Genomic DNA, 21961 nt, shown 5'->3' with positions numbered 1-21961 from the left:
GGGCAGCCTTTTCCTTGTTCCGATTACATGCGCGTGCGCTCGGAACTGACAGAGCGGTTCGGCGGGCTCACCGCCTTCACCCGCGCTCCGGCCGAGGGCTTGTGGGAGGAGAATGGCGAGACGACACGCGACGACATCGTCGTGTTCGAGGTCCTGACGTCTGAGCTCGACCCCGGATGGTGGGCAGGCTACCGGCGCAGATTGGAGGCCTGTTTCAGGCAGGACAGCATCGTCATCCGCGCGCAGGCAACGCGGCTACTCTGAGCGGCAGGCTACGAACTCGGGAAAGCCATCCGGTGTTTCGTTATCCGAAGCTTCCGAACGAGGTGCGCCGACGCGGGGGCTGGTCGCCGACTCAAGGGGATCCTCGGACGGGTCCTGTCCCCGGGGAACCAGATTTTGATCGAGCCGGCCCTGCACAACCCACCCGCCGAACAGCTTCGCGTCTCCGACGTGATGGCCCGGGACGTCGAGTTCATCGAGCCTCAAGCGAGTGCGCAGGAGGCCGCCATCCTGATGGGCGAGATCGAGGTCGGCGCGTTGCCGGTGGGCTCACCCGACCAAGTCGTCGGCATCGTGACCGACCGTGACTTGCTGTATCGGGTGGTGGCGCGCGGCCGCGATCCGACGGCCATCTCCGTACAGGAGGTTGCCTCCCGGCCTGTCCTGTCCTGCAGACCGGACGACACGGTGCGCGCCGCCCTGGACGTCATGGTGGCCAACTACGTCCGACGGCTGCCGGTGCTCGACAGGAGCGGGACGGCCGTGGGCTGGCTAACCCTTGCCGACATCTCTCGGCATCTGCTCGTGAACGACGACGCGCTGCAGGTCTCGCTCCAGGGCCTTCTCGAAGGCTCTGACATGCGTTGAAGCCTTGTGCGAGGCCGGTCTCCGCATCGCCGACGGCCCCTTCGGTCAAGTTCGGTACCGTCGTTCCGCCGCGCGCACCGCTGCTGTCGGCAATCCGCGATGCAGGGCGACGTAGTCAGCGAACGCCCCTGCCGCCGGACCCGCACTGCGCGCAGCGACCAGGCACAGGATGAAGGCGATCAACGCGACTTCGGGATCTGTAAGACCACTGAGAGCCGCATCGAGAGGCGGCGGCGATTGCAGGGCGGCCTCGAAAGCGGCGAGCATCTCAGCATCTGCCGCGAAGCCGATGAGGCACGCGCGCACCGGTTCGAGCGCTGCGCTCGCACTACCGGCACGAACAGCGACCGCGGCGAAACGGGCGATGGCCGCCCGCTCCGCGTCAGCGATCCGCCCGAGGCTGATGCTGAGCGGCATCAGGGTCTGGTGCCTGTTCTGCAGGAAGCCGTGCAGCACCTTCTGGCCAATCGCCTCGGAGATCTGGCGGCCGCCGGGCGCGATTTCCCGATTGCGACGGCTGACCGCCTCTCGTCCGGCCTCCGACGGCCGGCGGTCGGAACCGCTGTCGTTTGGCTGCACCAGACGCCCCCTTCAACCTGCACCGCCGCCGTGGTGCTCCGATCAGGTGCCTCTCGGATGACCCTCGATCAAGTGCTCGCCTTCGGCCTTATCGGCATCACCGTCGCCGCCTTCGTCTGGGACCGCCTGCCCTATGACGTGGTGGCGCTCACGGCATTGGCCGTCGGCATCGTGATCGGGCTCGTGCCGGCCGACAGGGCGTTCTCCGGCTTCTCGGACGACATCGTGATCATCGTTGGCGCCGCCCTTGTGCTCTCCGCCGCCATCGCCCGCTCGGGTGCGGTCGAGACCCTGATGCGGCCCCTGATGCCTTCCCTGACCAGCCCGGGACGGCAAGTGCCGATCCTCGTCGGCGGGGTGCTGCTCCTCTCGATGGTGACGAAGAACGTCGGCGCGCTGGCCATCTTCATGCCGATTGCCCTCCAACTCGCCCGCCGAAGCGGCACGCCGCCCTCAGCCCTGCTGATGCCCATGGCGTTCGCTTCGCTCATCGGCGGCATCGTGACCCTGGTCGGCACCTCACCGAACGTCATCGTCTCCAAGGTCCGCGCCGACCTGACCGGTCATCCCTTCGGGATGTTCGACTATGCGCCCGTCGGGCTCTGCGTCGCGGCAGCGGGCTTCGCGTTCCTCTGCCTGGGCTGGCGCCTCCTGCCGCGGCGCGATGGCGGCACACGCTCGCTGGACGCGGCCTTCACGCTGGAGCGCTACACCACGGAGGCGCGTCTACCCGACGGCCATTGGGCCGTCGGCGCCACCATCGCCACGGTCGAAGCCGAGGGCGACGGCGAGACCCGCATTGCGACCGTCCTGCGCGAGCGGTTCCGACGGTACCCAGCAAGCGCGGACTTCCGCCTCAAAGCCGAGGACGTTCTGCTCCTCACCGGTGACCCCGACGCTTTGGAGCGCTTCGTCGCGCGCACCGGGCTCGTCCTCGCCGGCACCACACCCACCGCCGAGGCCGCGGTCATGGAGGGCGTCGTAACGGCGGAGTCCCGTCTCGTCGGGCGAACCGCGGCGCAGCTCGATCTGCAGCGCGCATCGGGGATCGACATCCTGGCGGTCAGCCGCCGCGGCCGGCGCGTTGAGCAGCGGCTCGCGGCTGTCCGCTTCCGAGCCGGCGATGTCGTCGTGCTGCGCGGGCGTGCTGGCGCACTCGCCCCGGCTCTCGGAGCCCTCAAGGTTCTGCCGCTCGCCGCCCGCGAAATCGCCCTCGGCCGTAACGACCGCAGTTGGATGCCGGTCGCGATCCTGCTCCTCGCGATGGGGCTCGTCGCACTCCACATTTTGCCTGTGGCCGTGGCCTTCTTCGGCGCCGTTGTCGCGGTGCTGCTCCTGCGCTCGATGACCCCGCACGATGCCTACCAAGCGGTGGAGTGGCCCGTGCTCGTCCTGCTCGGTGCCCTGATCCCGATTTCCGAAACCGTGAGCAGCACCGGGGGGGCCGATCTGATCGCCGCGAAGCTCACAGCCGTGGTTCAGGACCTGTCACCCGTGGCCGCGCTCGCCACCATCCTGATCCTGGCGATGGCAGTGACGCCCTTCCTCAACAATGCCGCAACTGTGCTTGTCATGGGACCGATCGCGGCGAAGCTGGCCACGCGGCTCGGGCTTAACGCGGACCCCTTCCTGATGGCGGTCGCGCTCGGGGCGGCGTGCGACTTCCTCACGCCGATCGGCCACCAGTGCAACACCCTCGTCATGGGACCGGGCGGCTACCGGTTCGGCGATTATGCCCGGCTCGGATTGCCACTCTCCGTGATCGTCATTGTGGTGGGCGTGCCGCTCATCGCGCTCGTTTGGCCGCTTCATCCAGCGTGACGAGCGAGTCAGCCGCGAGCGGGAAATTCGACACGTTCGGTATGTGAACGGCACGATTCTCTGGGCTTCGTTTGGTCCGCAACCCGTTCTGGGGTGAGGCGCTTCCGCGAACCAGCACCGCACCCACGCCACCCAGCGCCTGCGGGCATAATCGAGGTCAGAGGGCCTTGAACGCTCCTCAGCTCCAGTTCCGAATGCCCGTTGTCACAGGCCCTGCGGGGGAATGTGCTCGGCTATCCGCAGACACTCCGGTACGGGGCGGACTGAGATTGCGTCTTCAGCAAAAGCTGGGATTCCACTGAGATCGGAATGGTCGCCGAGCACCCGGCGCGCCGATACGATCTTCTGGAAGGCCTGTCGGCTGGTTCCAGCGTTGCGCGCCAAATCCTCGAGGCGATGCAACTTCTCGATTGTCACAGCTGTTGCCGCATCGGCTGAATGAGGCCCGTTTATCGCAATCTGCTGGATCAGCCAGGCCGTATGATCGTCAATGTCAGCTGGATTTGCTTTCATGCCATAACTCTGCAGATCAGCATTAGATTTTAAATACTACACCTACGGCATGATCCGGTTTTTAACCTAAGTTCTGTGGGAAACCAAATGATAGCTTTCCGTTCGATGTCGCACCGTTTGGGATGCGGTCTCCACTGTTCGGACCAATACGTCGAATGAATTTATCGAGCTGGCCTATCTTGAAGCCTGAGGGCAGCCCCTTCTGGCGGCGCGGTTGGATTAACCTACTTTATCCGCTATGGCCGATCACCTCCGCCTCGCGAAAGAGCACGCTGACCTTGCCAAGGCCGAGCAGGACATTGCCGAGGGGCAGATGCGGATCACTGAGCAGGAACTGCGGATCGAGAGGATGCAGCGGGCGGGGCAAGATACGGCACGCGCTGAGGAGATGCTTGCTGCATTCCGAGAGATACTGGCCGAATGGCACCGCCATCGGCAGGAAATACTCAGGACGATCGAGCGCCTGCAGCGCGCTAGAATTGCGAACTTCCCCTAGCCAGCATCAGCCTTTTCGAATGCGTGGAGCACCTGATCTGCGAAGTAAGGCTTCGGAACGAACCGACCCACCACCGGCACCTCTTGGTTGGTAAACCCAGAACGCCCGGAGGTGACCACAAGGCGGATGTGCGGCCAGCGCTCGGCGACGTGGTCGGCCAGATCCAAACCCGACATCGAGCCTGGCATCTCGATGTCGGTGAACAGAACATCGATGGTTGGATCGATCTCAAGGATGGCCAACGCCGCATCGGCGGTCGCGGCTTCGGCTACCTCAAAGCCGGCATCCTCCAGCATGTCGACGGCCATCATGCGGGCCAAACCCTCGTCCTCGACAACCAGCACGACAGGTATGGAGGTGGTGCAATGGACCGACATAAGGTGCCAACATCCCCAAGCCGTGAGAGGTTCAACCTGGGTTGCCGCGCATCGTTGAACACGATGCGCGGCCTGTGCGATATCGAACAGAACTCCTGCTGCCAGCTCAGAATTGCGCATCCGGACAGAATCCGAGGAGTAGGACGTCCTTTTGCGCAAGCTTGTTGTTGATCCTGACGGCCTAGCGCTTGCCATTACCTCGACGTTTGTTGCCTTCACGGCTTTTTGCCAAGCGGCCGCGTACTCTATGCACGTCGACATATGGATGCGGGTGATGGCCGGTATTGCTCAGTCGCGGGAATGTCAGCCGCAGCTCATCGGAAGGAGTTGAACGGCCTTCCGCATGCGGTCGGCCGGGGTGCGGCACCCAAGCATCAGAGCGCTCGTACCAGCACACGTCAAGTTGCCGGTATCGGCTGGCTGCGGGCTGCTTGAGGGTCGTGCCGATATGGTTTGGGACCGGACGGCGTGTGCATTCGAGGTCGTGGATGCAATCGGTCAGCGCGCGCTCACGATACCGTTCAGCGACACGGTCACGGACCTGGAAAACTGGGACGAAACCGCAGCGCCACAAAATCGGAGTAGCAAATGATGGCTGACGTGATCGTCACCAGGCAAGGCAGCGATTAGGAGCCTGATCCCGTAGAGGATCATCGCATAGGGGAAGATTTTTCACGCCTCTAGGATTTCAGGCCGCTCTCGATTGTGAGGCCCGATCTCGCTCATGACCGAAGGGCGAGAAACAGGTGAAAGCCTGTCAAAGCCGAGCCCGCCTGTGCGGCCTTGAAATTAAAATCGGCTGGGGCAGCACCCAGATCAGTAACAACCCCGCTAAAAACCCACGCTTCAGCATGGATGAAGCTTGGAACGGCTCTGTCCTGACGAACCGCGCAGAGAATGCCTACATCGGTCCGACTGGCGAAGAGCTGGTACGGGCTTGGGAGCTTCGTGTGCCGGTCCATAAGGCTGCTTCTCAGATGCGAGGTCGCAGTGAGCATCAGATCGGCGCGGGGGTCATTTACAGGTGTTAATACATCCTGAAGGTTTGATCTCCGACAACGTTTGGTGTGGCACCCAACAAAACTGGACCGAGGGGAACTTCGGTACGGAGCCGATGGCCGATCGACGGCACCCTGGGTGCGAGCAGCGGCTCGGCGACACCCATAGCTGAACTGCCCCGCGGCTCCCTCCCTCTCCCGGCTGAGGGCGCTGGGTGCCGGTCCTCACGGCCGGAGCTCACGCGGCGGCTCGTTCTCCCAAGTGCAGGTAGCCGGACCTGAACTCCGCAAGCTCTCTGAGGCGCGGCAGGTCCAAGATCGTCAGGTGCTTCTGCCGGAGTTCAATCAGCCCCTTCTGCCTGAGTTCACGGAGCAAGCGGTTGACGTGCACGGAGGTCATTCCCGTCGTGTCGGCCAGATCCTGCTGGGTGACGGGCAGATCGAAGCGATCCTCGTCCGCTCGGCCGACCGCGCGCAGGCGTAGATGCAGCTCGCAGAACAGGTGTGCAAGCCGCTCGATCGACGACCGGCGCCCAACATTGAGCAGCCACTCGCGCAGGGTCGCCTCATCCACCAGCATGGACTTCCGCAGCGCTGAAGAGATGGCCGGACGTTGAACCAGCTCCCGGATCGTTTCGGGCGCGATCCGCAGCACCTTGCAATCCGAGAGCGTGGCGATTGAGTGATCCATCGCTTCCAGCAACGCCACGTCGAAATCGCAGGCGTCGCCTGACACCAGGTAGGCCATGATCTGCCGCGTGCCGCTGGCGCGCAGCTTGTAGCGGCAGGCGAACCCGTCCAGGATCAGGAACACGCCCGCAGGTCGATCACCCTCTCGGATGAGATCCGTTCCGGCTCGGACCGCGTACGCATTGCTGCTCACCTTCAGGAGTGCCGCTCGATCCGCCTCGGGCAGGTCGACGAACCGCTCCAGCTTGCGCAGAAATGGATTGTCTGCCGCGTTCGGCCTGCTGTCCGTCATGATCTCTCGCGCCCCCTCGCGAGCCGGGCGGCCCGCCGTGCCGATCACGGCCAGGCTTAGAGCCGCAGTTAACTCCGGTTAGATCGCGCTCAACCCGCTCCGGTTCGTCCGTTTGAAAATGAACATTCGATGGTGCATCCGGTTTTGCAGTTGGCTTTCAGCCACGTCGCGGCTGCGAAGACGCACTTGCCTCCAGCAACGCCGTTTTTCAGAGCATGAAAACGAACTTAGCCCGTGCAGGTGGGCAGGAGCACGGTATGAGCGAACCGACGACCCGTAACCGGCTCCTGCGGACGCTGCCGCCGGGTGAACTGGAGGAGCTTCTCCCTCAGTTCGAGCGCGTGGACGTCCATAAGGGCGAGGTCCTGATCACGGTCGGCCAGCCGCTCGAGTTCGCCTACTTCCCGGAAGGCGGTCTCTCGCCGAACCTCGCGGTCAGGAACGACGGCCGCAGGCTTGAGGTCGGCTGCTTCGGCTACGAGGCCATGGTCAGCACCTCCACGGTGCTCGGCTCTGATCGCGCCCCACACGAAATCTTGGTCCAGGTCGGGGGACCGTGGCTGCGGATCAGAGCGGAGGCCCTGCGCAGCGTGATGCGGCGCAGCACCGCCCTCCATGACCTGATGCTGCGCTACACGCACACGCTCGTCATGACCTTGAGCCAGACGGCCCTGTCGAATGGGGCTTTCACCATCGAGGAGCGGCTGGCCCGCTGGATCTTGATGGCTCACGATCGGCTGGAGAGTGACGAACTACCGCTCACGCACGACTTCCTGGCCCTGATGCTAGGGACAACGCGGTCCAGCGTGACACTCGCGACCCAGGCAGTGGAGGGCTACGGCGCCATTCGGGCCAAGCGCGCGCTCATCACCGTCCGAGACCGCGGCGTGCTCCTCGACCTTGCGGGCAGCAGCTACGGACCGGCTGAGGCCGAGTACGAGCGCTTGATCGGCCCCTTCAGGGACAAGCCGCCGCACGCTTGATCCGCAGCTGGCCCAGAATTACGAGCACTCAGTATTTCGTGAGGAACACTACAACTTCTCCCCGGTTTTCGACGTACTACCGAAGGGAGACGCTCATGAAGAACCTCGCGGTCGCCATCATTGCTACGGTTGCTCTGACCGGTACAGCCTTCGCACAAGGCAACTCCTCAACCAGCAGCCAAAGCGGCCATGGCGCAAGCTCTGGCTCCTCGATGCAGCGGGGCAACACAACCGGCTCTACATCAAACCAAGGTGGCGCCCTGAAGAACGGTGACGGCAGCTCCGGCAACACAGCCGGCGACCTCAGTAAGAATGGCACAGGCTCAGGCACGGCGTCGGGCGGCAGTCACAAGTAGGATCACAGGGCGGCTTGAGCAGAGCCGCCCCACACCCAGCACGGGACGGAGCTCAGGCCGCTCTAACGCAGGTCTCGGCCGCGCATGCACGGAGGCGCGCCTGTGCGGCCAGCAGTGCAGTCCCGTGTCCTTGGCGCCCGCCGCCGTGATCTGGGGCGGAGAGGGCCACGAAAGCCGCTGTTAGAGCCTCGTAGGTTTCGCGGTCCATCCCGCCGCCCTGTGTGGCCCGCTCAGAGATTTGGCGGACGAGAAGCTTTAGCTCGGCCTCGATATTTTCGCTCATGAGGATCTCCGCAATCGTGCGTGGCCCCTATGAGCGCATGTGGGATCGCGCGCCTTGCCTCTTGTTAAAGTTTCGGCGCGAGGCCGGATGAAACGTTCAATCACCGCTGTTGCGAGGGTCAGGAGGCGTGTTGAACACGCCGGCACTGTGTTGTCCGTCAGCGTATCTTAGACCTGCGAGGCCTGTCGCTGACCAGCTTACCTGGACGATACTGAGCCGTACCGTTCAGCTTCTAGCCGCTCGGTTTTCATCGCCTCGATGCGAGCGTGCACATGGCCAGCATCGGTAGCTGTCTCCATGAGCATGTCCTTCGCGGCTGCCAACTGCTCACGCAGTCGGGCACCCTCGATCGTCTTCTGGGATCTAAGATCGCGCGCCTCCATTCCGTCCAATATAGATCAGTCAGCAAATCTGCGGATTTTACGCCGCACTTATCATCAGGAACACCTGGGACCAGACCATGATTTTCGCAGCGGAGCTGCTGTGATGCAGGCTCTTACGAATGAATCGAAGGGTGCGATCATGGACAGACGCTCCGTACTGCTTGCGCTTGCTGGCGTAGTGTCAGCTGCACCAATGGCGTCCGCACAGCCACTTCTGCCGGCCTCGCCCGACCAGTTTAGGCTCTCCGAGCTGATGGGCGGCGAGTTCGCGATTCTCACCAGTCGCCTTGCCCTGGAGCGCTCGCGCAATCCCAACGTGCGCAACTTCGCCCAGCTGGAGATCAACGAACAGACCGCCATCGCTGCCGCGCTGGGCGCCACACCGGGCACTGTTCAGCCGCGACCGGATCAGCTCGCGATCGTTCAGCAATTGCAGGGGATAGGGCCGGGTCGTCAGTTCGACCGGGCCTATGTCGAGGGCCAGCTTGCTGGGCACGAGGAACTGCTCGCCCTGAACACCGCCTACGCTCAGGGCGGATCTGACCAGAGCGGGCGTGCTGTCGCGACGGTCGCAGTTCCATCGATCCAGACGCATCTCTCGATCTTGAGCAACCTGCGCCGAAATGGGCTTGCCTGATGAGGGAAGATAACGCCGATGGGCCATAACTGGCCCTGTCGGCGGGGCTTTCGAACGTGGAGATCGCCGGGTGCCGGACAAGTCGCAGACCACGAACACACAGGATCTTGCCAACACCGAGTACGACGCGGAGCGCTGGGCTCGCGTCGGTGATGAGCGACAATCCATTCCTACAATCAGCCCAAAAGCGCCCTCTGATCCGCCTAGCGGGCCGGACGTCGGTTTGGGACAGAAGGGTACTGACGAGGACGCAATTGTGGCGCGGGAGACCGACGTCTGAGAGGTGTTCGCCATGCGTGACGGTCCGGAGGTCCGAGCCTGCTTTCGGCGTAACCTGGCCAGCCTTTCGCCCGCCTGCCGCGCGGCGATCGAGCGCCACGGGAAGGATGGCGCGAAAGGTTGAGATGAGGGCCGAGAAGGACGAGCATATTGGCCGCACGGCCGAGGACGTGCCGACGCTCGACGCGATCTCTCGCGAGCACCTCGGACGGCGGATGCAGGAGCTGTACGAACCCATCTGGGACGAGGAGCTCGATCCACGGCTGGTCGAACTACTGCAGGCGATGGACCGCGCGCGCAGCGGCAGCGATTGAACTTCCGTCGCGCGAGCGGGTGGCTCGACCCGATGCGGGATGCCGCACCCATCCAGCCGAACAGTTCTCCTGAGGTCCGATTGAACGAGAGCGACCTCCCGATAGGCGGCAGAGGGGAACGCCGCGCTTCGGCGGCGGCCACCATGGTGAGAGACGAGCGCGAGTCCGACCGCCCATTCAGGCGCCGCCTGCATGAGACGATGGCGCAGCGCCTCCCGCCCGACGTCCCCGACGCGGGCGAGACGTTCTTCCGGCGAAAGCCGGCACTGGAGGCCGAGGCGAAAGCCGCCAGCGCTTTCGTCGGAACCTTGTCCGCCATCGCCAACACCCGCTTCACGGCCGGTGTCGCGACCCTGAAACCCTGGTTCCCGATGCCCCGGGGACACTGAGAGGACGTACGAGATCCTTGACCACGAATGACCGTGAATGGCGCTTCCTTGTCGCGGAGAGCGAGACACCGGAAGCGCGCAGGAAGCGCCGCGAGAGTGTCGGACGCTCATCCGGCGAGACGTATCTCGGCATCCTGCGCGAGCTCTCGCCCGGTGCCGCCTGCGACCGCATCCAGCCCGCCGACGCGGACGCGGCGCTCTCGCCCGGCGCGACCCTGGCCGGGTACGACGCCGTGTTCCTGACGGGCTCGCCGCTGCACCTCTATGAGGAGACACCGGAGACCCGGAGGACGGTCGCCTTCATGCGGGCCGTGTTCGCCTCCGGGACGCCGGCGTTCGGCTCTTGTGCCGGGCTGCAGGTGGCGACGGTTGCGGCAGGCGGCAGCGTGCGCCCGAACGTACGCGGGCGGGAGGCGGCGTTTGGGCGGCGCATCACCCTGACGGAGGCGGGCTGCGAGCATCCGTTGCTGGCAGGCCGGCCCGCCGCATACGACGCACCCTCCATCCATACGGACGAGGTCGAGGCGCTGCCGCCCGGCGCCACGCTGCTCGCCGGCAACCGGGTCACCGCCGTGCAGGCCGCCGAGATCCGCTTTGACGGCGGCGTGTTCTGGGGCGTGCAGTACCACCCCGAGATCGGCCTCGACGAAGTGGCCGGTGCCCTTCGCCGGCAGGCGGACGGCATGGTCGAAGCGGGCCTTGCCCGAAGCCGGGACGACGTCGAGGCTTACGCGCAGCAAGTCGATGACCTGCACAGAGAGCCGGATCGCCGTGACCTCGCCTGGCGCCTCGGCCTGGACGAGCAGGTGACCGTCGAGCGCCTCAGGCAGACCGAACTGCGCAACTTCGCCGAGAGTCTCGCGCGGCTCGGACGCGCCGGAATGCAGGTTGTGGGTAGGTGACAGCGTGCCACTGCCTGAACGAACGTCACTTAACCTTCCGCATTGCCTGGTGCCGCGAGCCTGATGGGGCCGCGGGCACTTGCGTGACCGGAGTGACGAGTTCCCATGCAGTTCCCGCGAAGCGAACGCGGTCATCCCTGTGGGCGTGCCTTGCACGGAGGATGCCGCGCGAGACATGCCTGGACTGTACATGCGGACGGGATGGCCTGTGGCCTTGGCTATAGCCGCCCAAAAACAGACGGCAGTTCGCCGCCAGGGGCGGCAACGGAAAGTGCCCCTTACCCTTGGCGCCAGACACGCGAACGGACACCAACACGTTCACTCTTGGGGGCCCGCCGCGATCTCAACACGCCGCCTGGGCGTTGTGTAGGGTTGAGCAGTCGGAACGCCCCCTGAATCGTGAACCGAGCGCCCTGAACCGCGAACCCGTCAGTCAGATTTTCTCCTCTGCCTGCCGCGCCAGATGAGATGCGCCGAGAGCTGAAGACCGTCGTTTTGGGGAGCGCTCAACGCTCCTTGAGGCAATAGGCCGTTGCCCACGATATCGGAGTAGCTGACGTCCAATGGATCTTGATCTCGCAAACGTGCTGAAGGTGATCGGGCCGGCAGCTTCTCTAATCTTCGCGGCCTGGATCTTCGTGGGCTTCCTGCAGACGAGATACGACGCCGCGGTCGAGCGTTACCGTGACATCATCGAAAAGTATAGAACCTCCGATCTGTCCGGCAGCAGAAAATCCAATATGGTAGATCAGATCGTCCACTACAAGCGCCGATGCGAACTGATGAGCAGGGCTACTGGATGCGGTCTAGTGTCGGCCATACTATTGATATGCACACTGATATCGGGCGGCCTGGCTCTGACCTTCCCCGATGTAGCGGTCTTGAAGTTCATTAGCGCGGGAACCGCATTGCTTGGCTTTCTGCTCGTCATTGCTGGCACAGTCATTGTGATTTTGGAGGGAAGGATTGTCTACCGGCAGATCCACGGCGAATTGCTGGACATCCCGGACCTCGCTGAGAGCATCGGGCAGCAGGCGGGTGCCATAAACGACCCGAACAGGAATCGACATGGCACCGCGCGGGATCGGCCCTAAGCCCAGCGCCCACCACCGATCCGCCGAAGCGGGTTTCCCAATTGCTGGCCTGACTGATTTCAGTAGGTAGCCATCCGGTCGAAAGATACCCGGCTTCCCTCGGTCGACACGTCGGAACGGCTCAGGCCATGAGCGCGAAGTACGCCACCCGGAGCGCGTCGCGTTGTGACCCGCCAAGCCAGCCCCGCCCTGCGCGTTTCAAGGAGCGTTGTGTATGGAGCACGGTGTGGCGACGGCGATCCTGTGCATCGTGGTCGGCGGTGTCGCCGCGCAGGTTCTTGCCGCCCGGCTTTGCATCCCAGCCATCTTCCTGCTCCTCGGCTGAAGCTTCTTGGTCGGGCCGGCGCTCGGCCTCCTCCATCCGCCGCAGGCGTTCGGGCCGAACCTGCGGTCCCTTGCCGGCTTGGCAGCAACGAGCTGTTAACCGTATCGCCGCCCCTTGCCGCAGCAGCGAAGCGGCGAGGGCTCCATGGCAACGTCACCTCGACCAACGGCGGCGTTCCTCGCGGTATCCGGTGCCGATCGAACTGATTTCAGCCCTCTACTGTGGTCCATGCTGCGTCGTGTAGCCGGCTGAGCTAGAGCGTTTTCGGTTTGGGCTGAGTCGGCTTGGTGGGGTTCACGCGGCGCTGGGAGGCTGATTCACTCGGCCGGTCGACAGCCGGAGTGATGCATGAGCCGCCCCTACAGCTTGGACCTGCGCGAGCGGGTGGTGACCCGCGGCTGCGGCGACCTCGCGCCGTCAGGCGGCCGCCCGCTTCGGGGTCGGCCAGGTGCGGATAAGCGCCGAACTAGGACCCCTTTTGAAGCACGGTAAGATTCTCAACATACAAACGTTTTTCGCACAGAGGTGGGGTCCCGATCGGCGCCGACCGGGACCCCGCCCCTCTCGCGATTTTGCTAGTGATAACAACGCGCTACATTGGCTCTGATCCGGGGTCCCGCTTCAACGCCTATCCACAGCCTAATCGCGCCTTTGGCGGATTATACCGTCCTTCGCTGTTCGACTTCGGCTCGTATCTGGTCCCGACGGGCCCGTGCAATTTCCACCCGCTCGGGTGGCCAAACGGATTCAGCGACAGTCAGACATGCGTTGAAGGCCATTGACGCCTCCTCCAGCAGGCCTGCTCCGTTCTCCTGCTCCCCGAGTGCCCAGAGCGCCCAGAGCGCGTTACCGAGGTTGTTCTGGGTCGCTGCCCAGTCGAAGGGGACCCGTTCGCGGGTCTGCTCCTCCAGAGCCGCGCGGTAAGCCTCCACCGCCTCCTCCAGCCGCGCCGTCCCACTCTCGCGATGCCAAAGGAGTGCAAGTGTTGCACCGAGACCAGCCTGCGCTCTTGCCCAGTCGAGGGGTACCCGCTCGCGGGTGTGCTCCTCCAGAGCTGCGCGATAAGCTTCCACTGCCTCCTCCAGCCGTACCGTCCCGGCCTCCCGCTCTCCAAGCGCTGCGAGCGCGTTGCCGAGATTGTTCTTCGTCGCAGCCCACTGCAGTGGCGCGTGCTCACGGGTCAATTCCTCCAGAGCCGCGCGATAGGCTTCTACTGCCTCCTCCAGCCGCGCCGTCCCGCTCTCCCGCTCCCCAAGCTCTGCGAGCGCATTGCCGAGATTGTAATGCGTCGTTGCCCATTGCAGCGGCACCTGCTCTCGCGCCCGCTCCTCCAGAGCTGCGCGATAGGCTGCGACCGCTTCCTCCAGTCGTGCCGTCCCGCTCTCCCGCCTCCCGAGTGTCAGGAGCGCAACGCCAAGGTCGTTCTGAGTCCCCGATCTGTCAAAGGGTATCCGCTCGCGGGTGCATCCCTCGAGGATGGCTCGATAGGTCTCGACCGCCTGCTCCAGCCACGCCGTGCCGCTATCTCGTTCCCCAACCAGCCGAAGCGCTATGGCGAGGCTGGTCTGCGTAGCTGCCCATTGCAGCGGCACCTGCTCGCGCGTCCGCTCCTCCAAGGCGGCGCGGTAGGCCGCCACCGCTTCCTCCAGTCGCGCCGTACCACTCTCCCGCTCCCCGAATGTCCGGAGTGCGCTGCCGAGGTTGGTCTGGGTTGTCGCCCAATGCATTGGCGCCCGTTCGCGGGTCAGCTCCTCCAGAGCCGCACGGTAGGCTCCCACCGCCTCCTCCAGCCGCGCCGTCCCGCTCTCCCGCTCCCCAAGCACTGCGAGTGCGTTGCCGAGGTTGTTCTGCGTCATCGCCCAATCGAGGGGTACCCGTTCGCGGGTCTGCTCCTGTAGAGCCGCACGGTAGGCCTCCACCGCTTCCGCCAGTCGCGCCGTCCCACTTTCGTGAACCCCGAGCGTCTGGAGCGCGGTGCCAAGATTGTTCTGGGTTATCGCCCAATGCAGTGGAGCCCTCTCGCGTGCGCACTCCTCCAGGACGGCTCGATAGGTCTCGACCGCCTGCTCCAGCCACGCCGTGCCGCTCTCCTGCTCTCCAAGCGTCTGGAGCGCGGCACCGAGATTAGTCTGTATCATCGCCCATTGCAGCGACGACCGCATGCGGGGGCACTCCTCCATGGCCGTGCGGTAGGCCTCTACCGCCTGCTCCAGCCGTGTCGCCCCGCTCTCCCGCCTCCCAAGCGCCAGGAGCGCATTGCCGAGATTGTAATGAGTCGCTGCCCAGTCGAGAGGTACCCGCTCGCGCGTTTGCTCCTCTAGGACGGCGCGGAAAGTCTCGGCCGCCTCCTCCAGCCGCGCCGTCCCACGCTCCCGCTTCCCGATTGACACGAGTGCACTGCCAAGCAGGTTCAGAGCGAGGCCGCGCTCGCCCGCATCGCGGGCCGTGGTCGCCATCCGCCGCGCGAGTTCAATCGCAACTAGGAGCGATAAGTTGATCCCCTTGTAGGTTCCATCGGCGTAGAACGCGTCGTAGCGGGCCCGGAACTCCGGATGCCATGCCAGCCGGTCTGTCGGATGGCTGGCGGCCACGATCTGCTCGACGCGCACGGCAACCGCGGCTGCATCGTGCCGCAGGGTATCGACTTTCACCCCCTCCTCTAGCAGCGCGAGCTGCGATTGGCGGTACCGGGCCTGCCTCTCCGTTTCTTCCGCCTCGAGGTTCGCGAGCGCTTCGCCGACGGTGCGAGCCCCTCCGTCCAGATCGTCATTGCGGACCTGGTCGACGACCCGCGCCAGCACCGTGTTGACGAAGGCGTCCTCGTTCGTGCCTCGCTCGCCCCGTGCGATAAGGTCGAGAGCGACATCTACGGCGCGTTCCAGCTCCATCACTGCCTGATCGAAATTGGACACATCAGGTTTAAGGCGCACGGCGAGGCCGATGATGGTCCGCCGTTGAAGGCCAGCCGCTTCGGAGGCCGCCAATAGCCCTCGTGCCTCCAGGACTGCGACCAGCTCCTCAGCCGTGGGCCCCACCTTCACGTCGCTGATAATGATGTCGCCGCCCGCCTGAGGGTGGTCGAGCTGCACGCTGATTTTGGTCATAGAGCGCTTAGCCATCTTGAGCCGAGCCTCGCCATTCGATCTCGGCTCGTACCAAGTCTCGGACGGCGCACACCTGCCCGACCCAGTTGGGCGGCCATACCGACGCGGCGACCCTCAGACAGGCATCGAAAGTCTCAACCGCCGCCTCTAGCCGCGCCGTCCCGCTCCCTTGCTCTTCTAGCGCCTCGAGTGCAATGCCGAGGTTCATCTGAGTCGCCGCCCAGCCCGATCTGTCTTGCAACTGTTGTCGCCCTCTGATTGAGCGTGACGTTGAGGAAGAAGTCACGCCCAGCCGTAGCCGAGCCGAGCTCCGATGTTTCCTGCCGAGGCAGCTTGGAGCCGTTCCGCCTCCGTTATGGGTTTCGCGAGGACGAACCGCGGGCCGTCACACGCGAGATCCGCACGTCGCCTTTGGCCTTCCACTTCTTGCCGCGGACGCCACCCTGGATGCACTCAGCGATGATGTTGCCGCCGGCCTCAAGTTCCTTGATGTCGGTGCCCCAGGCGGTGAGATGGTCAGGCAGTTCTTGGCGCATCGCATCCTGCAGAGCCTTAGTCTTCTTAAGCACCGCTTGATCGTCGAGGATTGCGGGCGTGTCTTGGATTTCCTCCTTGACAGCCTCCTGAGCCGCGGGGCTGGTGGGCTTCTTCTCGAGGAGCTGAGTTGAGGCCAGCTTGTAGGTGTCGACGAGGACGGTTTTGAGCCCTTTGTAGGTATCCTTGACGGCTTCTGTTGCAACGCCGGAGGCAACCGCACTTGAGCCCGCGACCAGGGCAGCGGTGATTGCAGAAAGTGGATCCACCGAAATCCTCCCGTCCGGAGGAATGCAATTTTACCACAAGCAGATAAGCGGTCAACCAGTTATCAAGGATCCGAATTGGCGAATCAAAACCTTCTGTGACGTTATTGATACATCTTTTACAACTTTAGTGCAAATGATATATCGTAGATACCAAGACCATGCTGACAACTTCGAAGCAACCCCATTGCATACAAGATTTGTAAAGATCTAAAATTGGCTTTTTTCCAACCTATTGCTATCGAGCACTGCCTTAGAGTCCGCTCCGTCTGCAGGTTTTGCAATGATGCTCACCTCGGCTTTGATTGCCGCAGCTATGTCCATCAAAGCCTTGAAAGCTTGGCCGTCGCGTTGATAGCCACTGCACGAGCTAATCCACTTGCGTGCCGGCTGAGTACTAACCGTTCCAGCGATACTGGGCGGACTGCCATGTTTGATTTCGGCGTCTTGGTCGCACGATCCTCTGCAGCTAGGAGCCGCATCTACACACAACCTCTAAGCCCCTCGCCGCCGCGGCCGCTCTTGGAAAGCATATCGGCCGGTCGGAAGCGATGGCGCGCGTGAGTTGAGCGCAGAGGACTACTGACCACCGAAACTTATCCAAGCTCAAAGAGCAGGCAGCGCATTCGTCGGGCAGGCCTACGGGTAGCCTCGCGCGGTCCCGAGCGGACGATGGTGTACCGGCAATAGTCATTGTTCTCGCCGCCACAAACACGGATTGTGAACGCCAGTTCGAATCCCGATTGGTCCGCCCAACCGAGAGGCCAATGCAACCGGTTTCACTGGGGTTGCGCAGTATCCGTTCGTGATTGCTAGCACTGCAGCACATCAATCGTCGGCGGGCATTGCAGCCCTCGTTTCGCATGAAAATGCTTGCTGAACCGCCACAATTTTGCTGAAGTGCAGGATGCTGACCATAGTGCGCCGCACACGTCTTTTAGCTGCTTACACCTTGGCGGCTGGACTGAGTCTTCTAGCGTGGCCCTATTCAGGCCGGTCGCAGGATGAACAGCCGCCGGATTGGCTTGTCCGCGGCTACGAGGCCGCAATCGCTGATCCAAGGAATGATGTTGTAACTGCGGCAGTCATGCTGTTTGGATCACTCCCCAAGGCTGTTCCACTGGGAACTCGAGCCAATGTCGCCGCTGACAAGCTCCTGCCCCTTCTCTCGGACGGCGACAGCGATGTGCGCAAGGCTACCGCGAACGCTCTGGCACGCCTGCCCCCGGGAGCGCACACTGATGCTGTTGTAGACAAGCTCCTGCTCCTCTTCGCAGACGGCGATGGAGGTGTACGCGAGGCCGCGGTTGACGCACTCATCAATATCGGAAAGCAAGCGCGAGCCGATGCTATCGTAAGCAAGCTCCTTCCTCTCCTCGCAGATCGCGACCACCGCGCGCGCAAGAGCGCGGCGGACGTGCTGGTGTTCCTCCATCCGACCGAAGAGGGAACGGACGCTGTCGTTGAAAAGCTACTGCCCCTCCTCGCAGATCGTCACGATGGTGTGCGCACGAGCGCGATGCTCGCACTTCCACAACTTCCATCAGGAGCTCGAACTGATGCATTCTTAGACAGGCTCCTACCCCTCCTCTCACACAGCGAAGAAGGGGTGCGCACCGTTGCGGTGATTTCGCTGGAGAGCGTGCCGCTGGAGGCACATACCGACGTTATCGTGGCTAAGCTACTGCCCCTGCTCGCAGATCCCAAATCGAATGTGCGCAGGCTTGCGGCAGCGGCGCTTGCGCGCTTGCCACTAGGGGCGCGAACTGATGCTGTGGTGGACAAGCTCCTGCCCCTCCTCGCAGATCGCGATGACGTTGCGCGCAAGTCCGTAGCGGACGCACTCGTCACGATCAGTAATCAAGCCCGAACCGACGCTGTTGTGGGCAAGCTCCTGGCCTTTTTCGCAGATATCAATGAACCTGCGCGCGAACCCTTAGTGGACGTAATCGTCACGTATCGTGAAGGCCAATCACCACGCAAGGAAAAGCCATCCAGTTCTGACTTGGACAATCTCCCATCCTTCGTCGAAGATAGCAACGAACTTGCGCGGAGGGCTGCGGAGTACGCGCTTGTCAAGATCGGAATTGAAGCGCGGACCGATACTGTCGTGGGCAAGCTCCTGCCCCTGCTCGCAGCTGACCGCGGAATTGTGCGCAAAGCCGCGGTGAGCGCGCTGGGGCAACTGCCGCTGGGAGGGCAAAGTGACATTGTCGTAGGCAAGCTCCTGCCCCTCCTCTCTGATGGCGACAACGATGTGCGCAAGGTTACCGCGAACGTTCTGGCACGCCTGCCCCTCGGAGCGCACACTGATGCTGTCATAGACAAGCTACTGCCCCTCCTCACTGATCAAAACGAAGATGTGCGAGCGAGCGCGACCGTTTCGCTAACGCATCTGCCGCTAGGTGCGCGAGCCAACGTTGTTGTGGACGAGTTCCTGCCCCTCCTCGCAGACCCAGACGAAGACGGGCGCAAGATCGCGGTGGACGCGCTGACAAATCTGTCGCTCGGAACGCAAACCGACATTATTGCCGGCAAGATCGTGCCTCTCCTCAAACAACGCGAGTGGAGCATCCAAACGGGAGTGGAAGAAGTACTCGCCGGTATCGGAAAACAAGAGCGAGTCGATGCCGCTGTTATAGTCGACAATCTCCTGCAACTCCTCGTACATAGCGATTTGTATACACGCGCCGCCGCAGTGAATGCGCTGGCACGCCTGCCACTGGGAGCACGGACCGATGCGGTCGTGGACAAGCTCCTGCTCCTCCTCGATGATTCTCAAGGATCTGTGCGCTGGAGCGCGGTGAACGCACTCTCAAAACTTCAGTCAGGAGTGAGAGCTGACACGATCGTGGGCAAGCTCTTGCCACTCCTCGCAGATTCCTGGGGTGAGGTCCGTGCTGCCACCGCGGACGCGCTAGCGCGCCTGCCGTTGGGAGCGCGGACCGATACTGTCGTGGGCAAGCTCCTGCCCCTGCTCGCAGCTGACCGCGGAATTGTGCGCAAAGCCGCGGTGAGCGCGCTGGGGCAACTGCCGCTGGGAGGGCAAAGTGACATTGTCGTAGGCAAGCTCCTGCCCCTCCTCTCTGATGGCGACAACGATGTGCGCAAAGTTACCGCGAACGTTCTGGCACGCCTGCCCCTCGGAGCGCACTCTGATGCTGTCATAGACAAGCTACTGCCCCTCCTCACTGATCAAAACGAAGATGTGAGGAAGACCTCGGTGGATGCACTCGTCAGTATCGGAAAGCAAACGCCAACGAGCACTATCGTGGACAAGATTCTGCCCCTGCTCGCAGATCGTGAAGAAGTTGTGCGTAAGGCCACGGTGGACGCGCTGGCACGCTTGCCGCTGAGAGCAAGAACCGACGCTGTCGTGGACAAGCTCCTGCTCCTCCTTGCAGACAGCGACAACGAGTTGCGAAATGCCACCATGAAGGTACTCATACGAGCGGGCCCTGGCAGCGCATCGACAGCTATTGGCGCAATTCAGTTAATTCATGATCGCGGAGCAACTGCCGTAGGACGGTTGCGGGCAGCGGGCCACATTGCGACGGGCGCCGACGCCCGCAACGAACAGGCTGAGACACTTCTCTCCTGGCTCGGTTGGCCATTAGCTCCTCCGATAGATCAGGTTCGTAATAATCCGGATGCTGCTCATGCGACTCTGTCTCTGCTACTGCAGCATTGGCCAGCCCTTGTCTCCACACCCGGTCTTCGGGATGAGGCAGAAGCCAGAGCGATGAGTATTGTCTATGCTGCGTGCCACACGCTAAAAGAGGCAGGCACATGGAGCCAATTGGTGAGTTTAGGGCTCAAGTGGCTCCAGTATCTGCCATCTGACGGTCTAGTACAGCGGTGCTGGACGCTGGACCAGAAGCACACTCTAGAGCATCTCTTGAAGAAGTTTCAAGAAAGTAATTCTGCCTACCAAAGGGCCCTTGCCGACCATCTTATGCAGGAGAATTTCGCGCCATTTATGCGGTGGTTTACTTGGTCTCTTGCTGGATGGACGGCATTTTGGACAGCTTTTCTGGTTTTATTTCCATATTCGAGAACCATTCAAGCTGTGTTTTTCTGGAATGCTCAGGCACGCAGTGCGATGAGCCTATGGTTTGTTCCATTGCTCCTGTTGATTATGCCGCCGCTCAGGCGAAGACTTCTTATCCCATTCCGCGCCGACCTAATCGCAGCCGCCCGAATAGAGGAGTTTTGGCAGCTCGGCTATTTCAGCACAAGAGCTCGGCTCAACGGAGGTGATCCCGTTCCGATAGATCGCATTCTGCCAAACTTGCGCGGAACGGTCGTAATTCGCGGTGAGGCTGGACTTGGCAAGACCAGCGCTGTGCGTTGGCTGACCGCAACAGCCTCCCATCCTGTGGCTTACCTCCTAGCTCGCGACTGCTCCAACGGCGTTGATACTGCAATAGCGCGGACGATTCACGATATTCAAAGCACAGATTTCGTGCGCAGCCTCGTCTATACTGGAGCGTTGATTGCAATCGTGGATGGCCTAAATGAGGTATCAGCCGATACTCGGGAAAAAATAGGAAGCTTTGCGCGCGAAATGTCTAGGGGTCGCGTGATCTTGACTACGCAACCGATTGAGTGGGAACCAGCACAGCCATCGCAACAGATTGACCTTCTGCCGCTAGATCGGGCGGAGGCGGAGAGTTTTCTTTCCTCTCGCCCGGTTGGAGCCGACGAGACACAGAAGTGCCACGGAGCAGACTATACAGCTGCCGTCTCAGCCTTCCTGCGTCGTGCATTGGATGAGGCGCCGAGCCCGCATGACCGGCGGGCAGCCGAGCTCATGCTGTCCAACCCTTTCGATCTCGCCTTCGCCGCAGATCTGCTCGCTCGAGGAGACATGCCGTCAGCGACAGCGCTCATCGGCGAAGCTTTTCGCATTGCCGATGAGGGTGTCACGGGCGAGCCAGGCTACCGTAGCATAACCGGTATGTCGTTTCCACTTAAGTCTTTTGGACGGCACGCGGTCGAGATGAGATTGGTAGATCGAAACTGGTTTAAACCTGATGAGTTTCCTGCAGAGACATCCAGCCTCCTGAGAGCAAGGCTCCTTGTTCGTCGGGCAGTGAAAGGAGTTGCCGGTATAGAGGAGCGCATCCAATTCCGACACGACCGCGTCTGGGATTTTTTCATATCTGCGGCATTTCGTTGCGATCTGGACTCGGCCGAGGCACATCTTGCTGATCCGCGATTTCGTGGGGCATACTTGCGCATTGCCGAGACATGGCCCATCAACCATGCAGCGTTAATTCGTGATCGATTAAGCCTTATAGCTGCGCATCGAGGTGATCACGCGACCAGTGATGAATTTATCAAGCGGCTTGAAGCACGCAGACGATCACGAAGGCGCTCAAAGACAACCGCAGCAGCACATATATCCGATTAATGCTGCTGTCGACTACGCTTGAGACGTTCATCCGGAAGCGGCCGATCGTACGTCTTTATT

19 protein-coding genes are annotated in these 21961 nt (G+C 62.6%); 11 read left to right on the top strand and 8 right to left on the bottom strand.

The annotated features are described in order from the left end of the window. The first annotated feature begins 27 nt into the window (after nucleotides 1–27). Nucleotides 28–264 carry a hypothetical protein gene (locus M6G65_RS27100; protein WP_250103110.1) on the top strand — a complete coding sequence of 79 codons (237 nt, stop codon included), beginning with the start codon at nucleotides 28–30 and terminating at the stop codon, nucleotides 262–264. A gap of 135 nt (nucleotides 265–399) precedes the next feature. Beyond that, on the top strand, nucleotides 400–870 hold the full coding sequence (locus tag M6G65_RS27095; protein ID WP_238199102.1) for a CBS domain-containing protein: 471 nt from the start codon (nucleotides 400–402) through the stop codon (nucleotides 868–870). Between the two features lie 45 nt (nucleotides 871–915). Here M6G65_RS27095 and M6G65_RS27090 read toward each other — a convergent pair whose 3' ends face one another. Then, entirely contained in the window at nucleotides 916–1449 is a 534-nt protein-coding gene (locus M6G65_RS27090; protein ID WP_250103109.1) for a hypothetical protein, read from the bottom strand. 57 nt (nucleotides 1450–1506) lie between these two features. On the opposite strand from M6G65_RS27090, the gene M6G65_RS27085 reads away from it, so the two are divergent. After that, a complete protein-coding gene (locus tag M6G65_RS27085; protein ID WP_238199134.1) occupies nucleotides 1507–3270 on the top strand; it encodes an SLC13 family permease in 1764 nt (587 codons plus the stop codon). Between the two features lie 204 nt (nucleotides 3271–3474). On the opposite strand, the gene M6G65_RS27080 is transcribed toward M6G65_RS27085, so the two are convergent. The 4 genes from M6G65_RS27080 to M6G65_RS27065 form a co-directional block, all read right to left on the bottom strand. Beyond that, on the bottom strand, nucleotides 3475–3783 hold the full coding sequence (locus tag M6G65_RS27080; protein WP_238199103.1) for a hypothetical protein: 309 nt from the start codon (nucleotides 3781–3783) through the stop codon (nucleotides 3475–3477). A gap of 229 nt (nucleotides 3784–4012) precedes the next feature. Then, the gene (locus tag M6G65_RS27075; protein ID WP_238199104.1) at nucleotides 4013–4216 is read right to left on the bottom strand and encodes a hypothetical protein; all 204 of its coding nucleotides are present in this window, start codon (nucleotides 4214–4216) and stop codon (nucleotides 4013–4015) included. A gap of 59 nt (nucleotides 4217–4275) precedes the next feature. Continuing rightward, the gene (locus M6G65_RS27070; RefSeq protein ID WP_308445232.1) at nucleotides 4276–4776 is read right to left on the bottom strand and encodes a response regulator; all 501 of its coding nucleotides are present in this window, start codon (nucleotides 4774–4776) and stop codon (nucleotides 4276–4278) included. A 1116-nt stretch (nucleotides 4777–5892) separates the two neighbouring features. Then, nucleotides 5893–6636, bottom strand: a complete 744-nt coding sequence (locus M6G65_RS27065) for a Crp/Fnr family transcriptional regulator (protein ID WP_238199106.1) — start codon at nucleotides 6634–6636, stop codon at nucleotides 5893–5895. Nucleotides 6637–6893: 257 nt separating this feature from the next. Here M6G65_RS27065 and M6G65_RS27060 point away from each other — a divergent pair, with 257 nt between their 5' ends. The 7 genes from M6G65_RS27060 to M6G65_RS27025 all read left to right on the top strand — a co-directional run bounded on the left by M6G65_RS27060 (nucleotide 6894) and on the right by M6G65_RS27025 (nucleotide 12256). Further along, complete coding sequence (locus M6G65_RS27060; protein WP_250103108.1) at nucleotides 6894–7619, top strand: Crp/Fnr family transcriptional regulator; 726 nt, start codon at nucleotides 6894–6896, stop codon at nucleotides 7617–7619. A gap of 95 nt (nucleotides 7620–7714) precedes the next feature. Next, a complete protein-coding gene (locus M6G65_RS27055; protein WP_238199109.1) occupies nucleotides 7715–7975 on the top strand; it encodes a hypothetical protein in 261 nt (86 codons plus the stop codon). A 580-nt stretch (nucleotides 7976–8555) separates the two neighbouring features. Then, nucleotides 8556–9278 (top strand): DUF4142 domain-containing protein, encoded by a 723-nt coding sequence (locus tag M6G65_RS27045; RefSeq protein WP_238199112.1) that lies wholly within the window; start codon nucleotides 8556–8558, stop codon nucleotides 9276–9278. Nucleotides 9279–9682: 404 nt separating this feature from the next. After that, entirely contained in the window at nucleotides 9683–9871 is a 189-nt protein-coding gene (locus tag M6G65_RS27040; RefSeq protein ID WP_238199113.1) for a hypothetical protein, read from the top strand. Between the two features lie 200 nt (nucleotides 9872–10071). After that, nucleotides 10072–10260, top strand: coding sequence for a hypothetical protein (locus M6G65_RS27035; protein ID WP_238199114.1), 189 nt, complete (start codon nucleotides 10072–10074; stop codon nucleotides 10258–10260). Between the two features lie 17 nt (nucleotides 10261–10277). Next, nucleotides 10278–11162: a type 1 glutamine amidotransferase gene (locus M6G65_RS27030; protein WP_250103107.1), complete on the top strand. Its 885-nt coding sequence runs from the start codon at nucleotides 10278–10280 to the stop codon at nucleotides 11160–11162. A 563-nt stretch (nucleotides 11163–11725) separates the two neighbouring features. Then, nucleotides 11726–12256, top strand: a complete 531-nt coding sequence (locus M6G65_RS27025) for a DUF2721 domain-containing protein (protein WP_238199116.1) — start codon at nucleotides 11726–11728, stop codon at nucleotides 12254–12256. Nucleotides 12257–12377: 121 nt separating this feature from the next. Here the strand turns inward: M6G65_RS27025 and M6G65_RS27020 are convergent, their stop codons facing one another. The 3 genes from M6G65_RS27020 to M6G65_RS27010 all read right to left on the bottom strand — a co-directional run bounded on the left by M6G65_RS27020 (nucleotide 12378) and on the right by M6G65_RS27010 (nucleotide 16488). Beyond that, complete coding sequence (locus M6G65_RS27020; RefSeq protein ID WP_238199117.1) at nucleotides 12378–12617, bottom strand: hypothetical protein; 240 nt, start codon at nucleotides 12615–12617, stop codon at nucleotides 12378–12380. A gap of 623 nt (nucleotides 12618–13240) precedes the next feature. Beyond that, nucleotides 13241–15685, bottom strand: a complete 2445-nt coding sequence (locus tag M6G65_RS27015; protein ID WP_250103106.1) for a tetratricopeptide repeat protein — start codon at nucleotides 15683–15685, stop codon at nucleotides 13241–13243. A 353-nt stretch (nucleotides 15686–16038) separates the two neighbouring features. Next, complete coding sequence (locus M6G65_RS27010; protein ID WP_238199119.1) at nucleotides 16039–16488, bottom strand: hypothetical protein; 450 nt, start codon at nucleotides 16486–16488, stop codon at nucleotides 16039–16041. A gap of 904 nt (nucleotides 16489–17392) precedes the next feature. On the opposite strand from M6G65_RS27010, the gene M6G65_RS27005 reads away from it, so the two are divergent. Next, nucleotides 17393–21901, top strand: coding sequence for a HEAT repeat domain-containing protein (locus M6G65_RS27005; RefSeq protein WP_347710464.1), 4509 nt, complete (start codon nucleotides 17393–17395; stop codon nucleotides 21899–21901). The last annotated feature ends 60 nt before the right edge of the window (nucleotides 21902–21961 follow it).

It is taken from the genome of Methylobacterium tardum (assembly GCF_023546765.1).
In the GTDB taxonomy this organism is placed as follows: domain Bacteria; phylum Pseudomonadota; class Alphaproteobacteria; order Rhizobiales; family Beijerinckiaceae; genus Methylobacterium; species Methylobacterium tardum.
The sequence above is the reverse complement of the archived record's forward strand: the minus strand, read 5'-3'. Positions and strand labels throughout refer to the sequence as shown.

Coding starts and splice junctions, on each gene's coding strand:
- M6G65_RS27100 (WP_250103110.1), top strand. CDS start 28: ATGCGCGTGCGCTCGGAACTGACAGAGCGGTTCGGCGGGCTCACCGCC.
- M6G65_RS27085 (WP_238199134.1), top strand. CDS start 1,507: ATGACCCTCGATCAAGTGCTCGCCTTCGGCCTTATCGGCATCACCGTC.
- M6G65_RS27080 (WP_238199103.1), bottom strand. CDS start 3,783: ATGAAAGCAAATCCAGCTGACATTGACGATCATACGGCCTGGCTGATC.
- M6G65_RS27075 (WP_238199104.1), bottom strand. CDS start 4,216: ATGGCGGTGCCATTCGGCCAGTATCTCTCGGAATGCAGCAAGCATCTC.
- M6G65_RS27070 (WP_308445232.1), bottom strand. CDS start 4,776: ATGCGCAATTCTGAGCTGGCAGCAGGAGTTCTGTTCGATATCGCACAG.
- M6G65_RS27065 (WP_238199106.1), bottom strand. CDS start 6,636: ATGACGGACAGCAGGCCGAACGCGGCAGACAATCCATTTCTGCGCAAG.
- M6G65_RS27060 (WP_250103108.1), top strand. CDS start 6,894: ATGAGCGAACCGACGACCCGTAACCGGCTCCTGCGGACGCTGCCGCCG.
- M6G65_RS27055 (WP_238199109.1), top strand. CDS start 7,715: ATGAAGAACCTCGCGGTCGCCATCATTGCTACGGTTGCTCTGACCGGT.
- M6G65_RS27045 (WP_238199112.1), top strand. CDS start 8,556: ATGAGCATGTCCTTCGCGGCTGCCAACTGCTCACGCAGTCGGGCACCC.
- M6G65_RS27040 (WP_238199113.1), top strand. CDS start 9,683: ATGAGGGCCGAGAAGGACGAGCATATTGGCCGCACGGCCGAGGACGTG.
- M6G65_RS27035 (WP_238199114.1), top strand. CDS start 10,072: ATGGCGCAGCGCCTCCCGCCCGACGTCCCCGACGCGGGCGAGACGTTC.
- M6G65_RS27025 (WP_238199116.1), top strand. CDS start 11,726: ATGGATCTTGATCTCGCAAACGTGCTGAAGGTGATCGGGCCGGCAGCT.
- M6G65_RS27020 (WP_238199117.1), bottom strand. CDS start 12,617: ATGGAGGAGGCCGAGCGCCGGCCCGACCAAGAAGCTTCAGCCGAGGAG.
- M6G65_RS27015 (WP_250103106.1), bottom strand. CDS start 15,685: ATGACCAAAATCAGCGTGCAGCTCGACCACCCTCAGGCGGGCGGCGAC.
- M6G65_RS27005 (WP_347710464.1), top strand. CDS start 17,393: ATGCTGACCATAGTGCGCCGCACACGTCTTTTAGCTGCTTACACCTTG.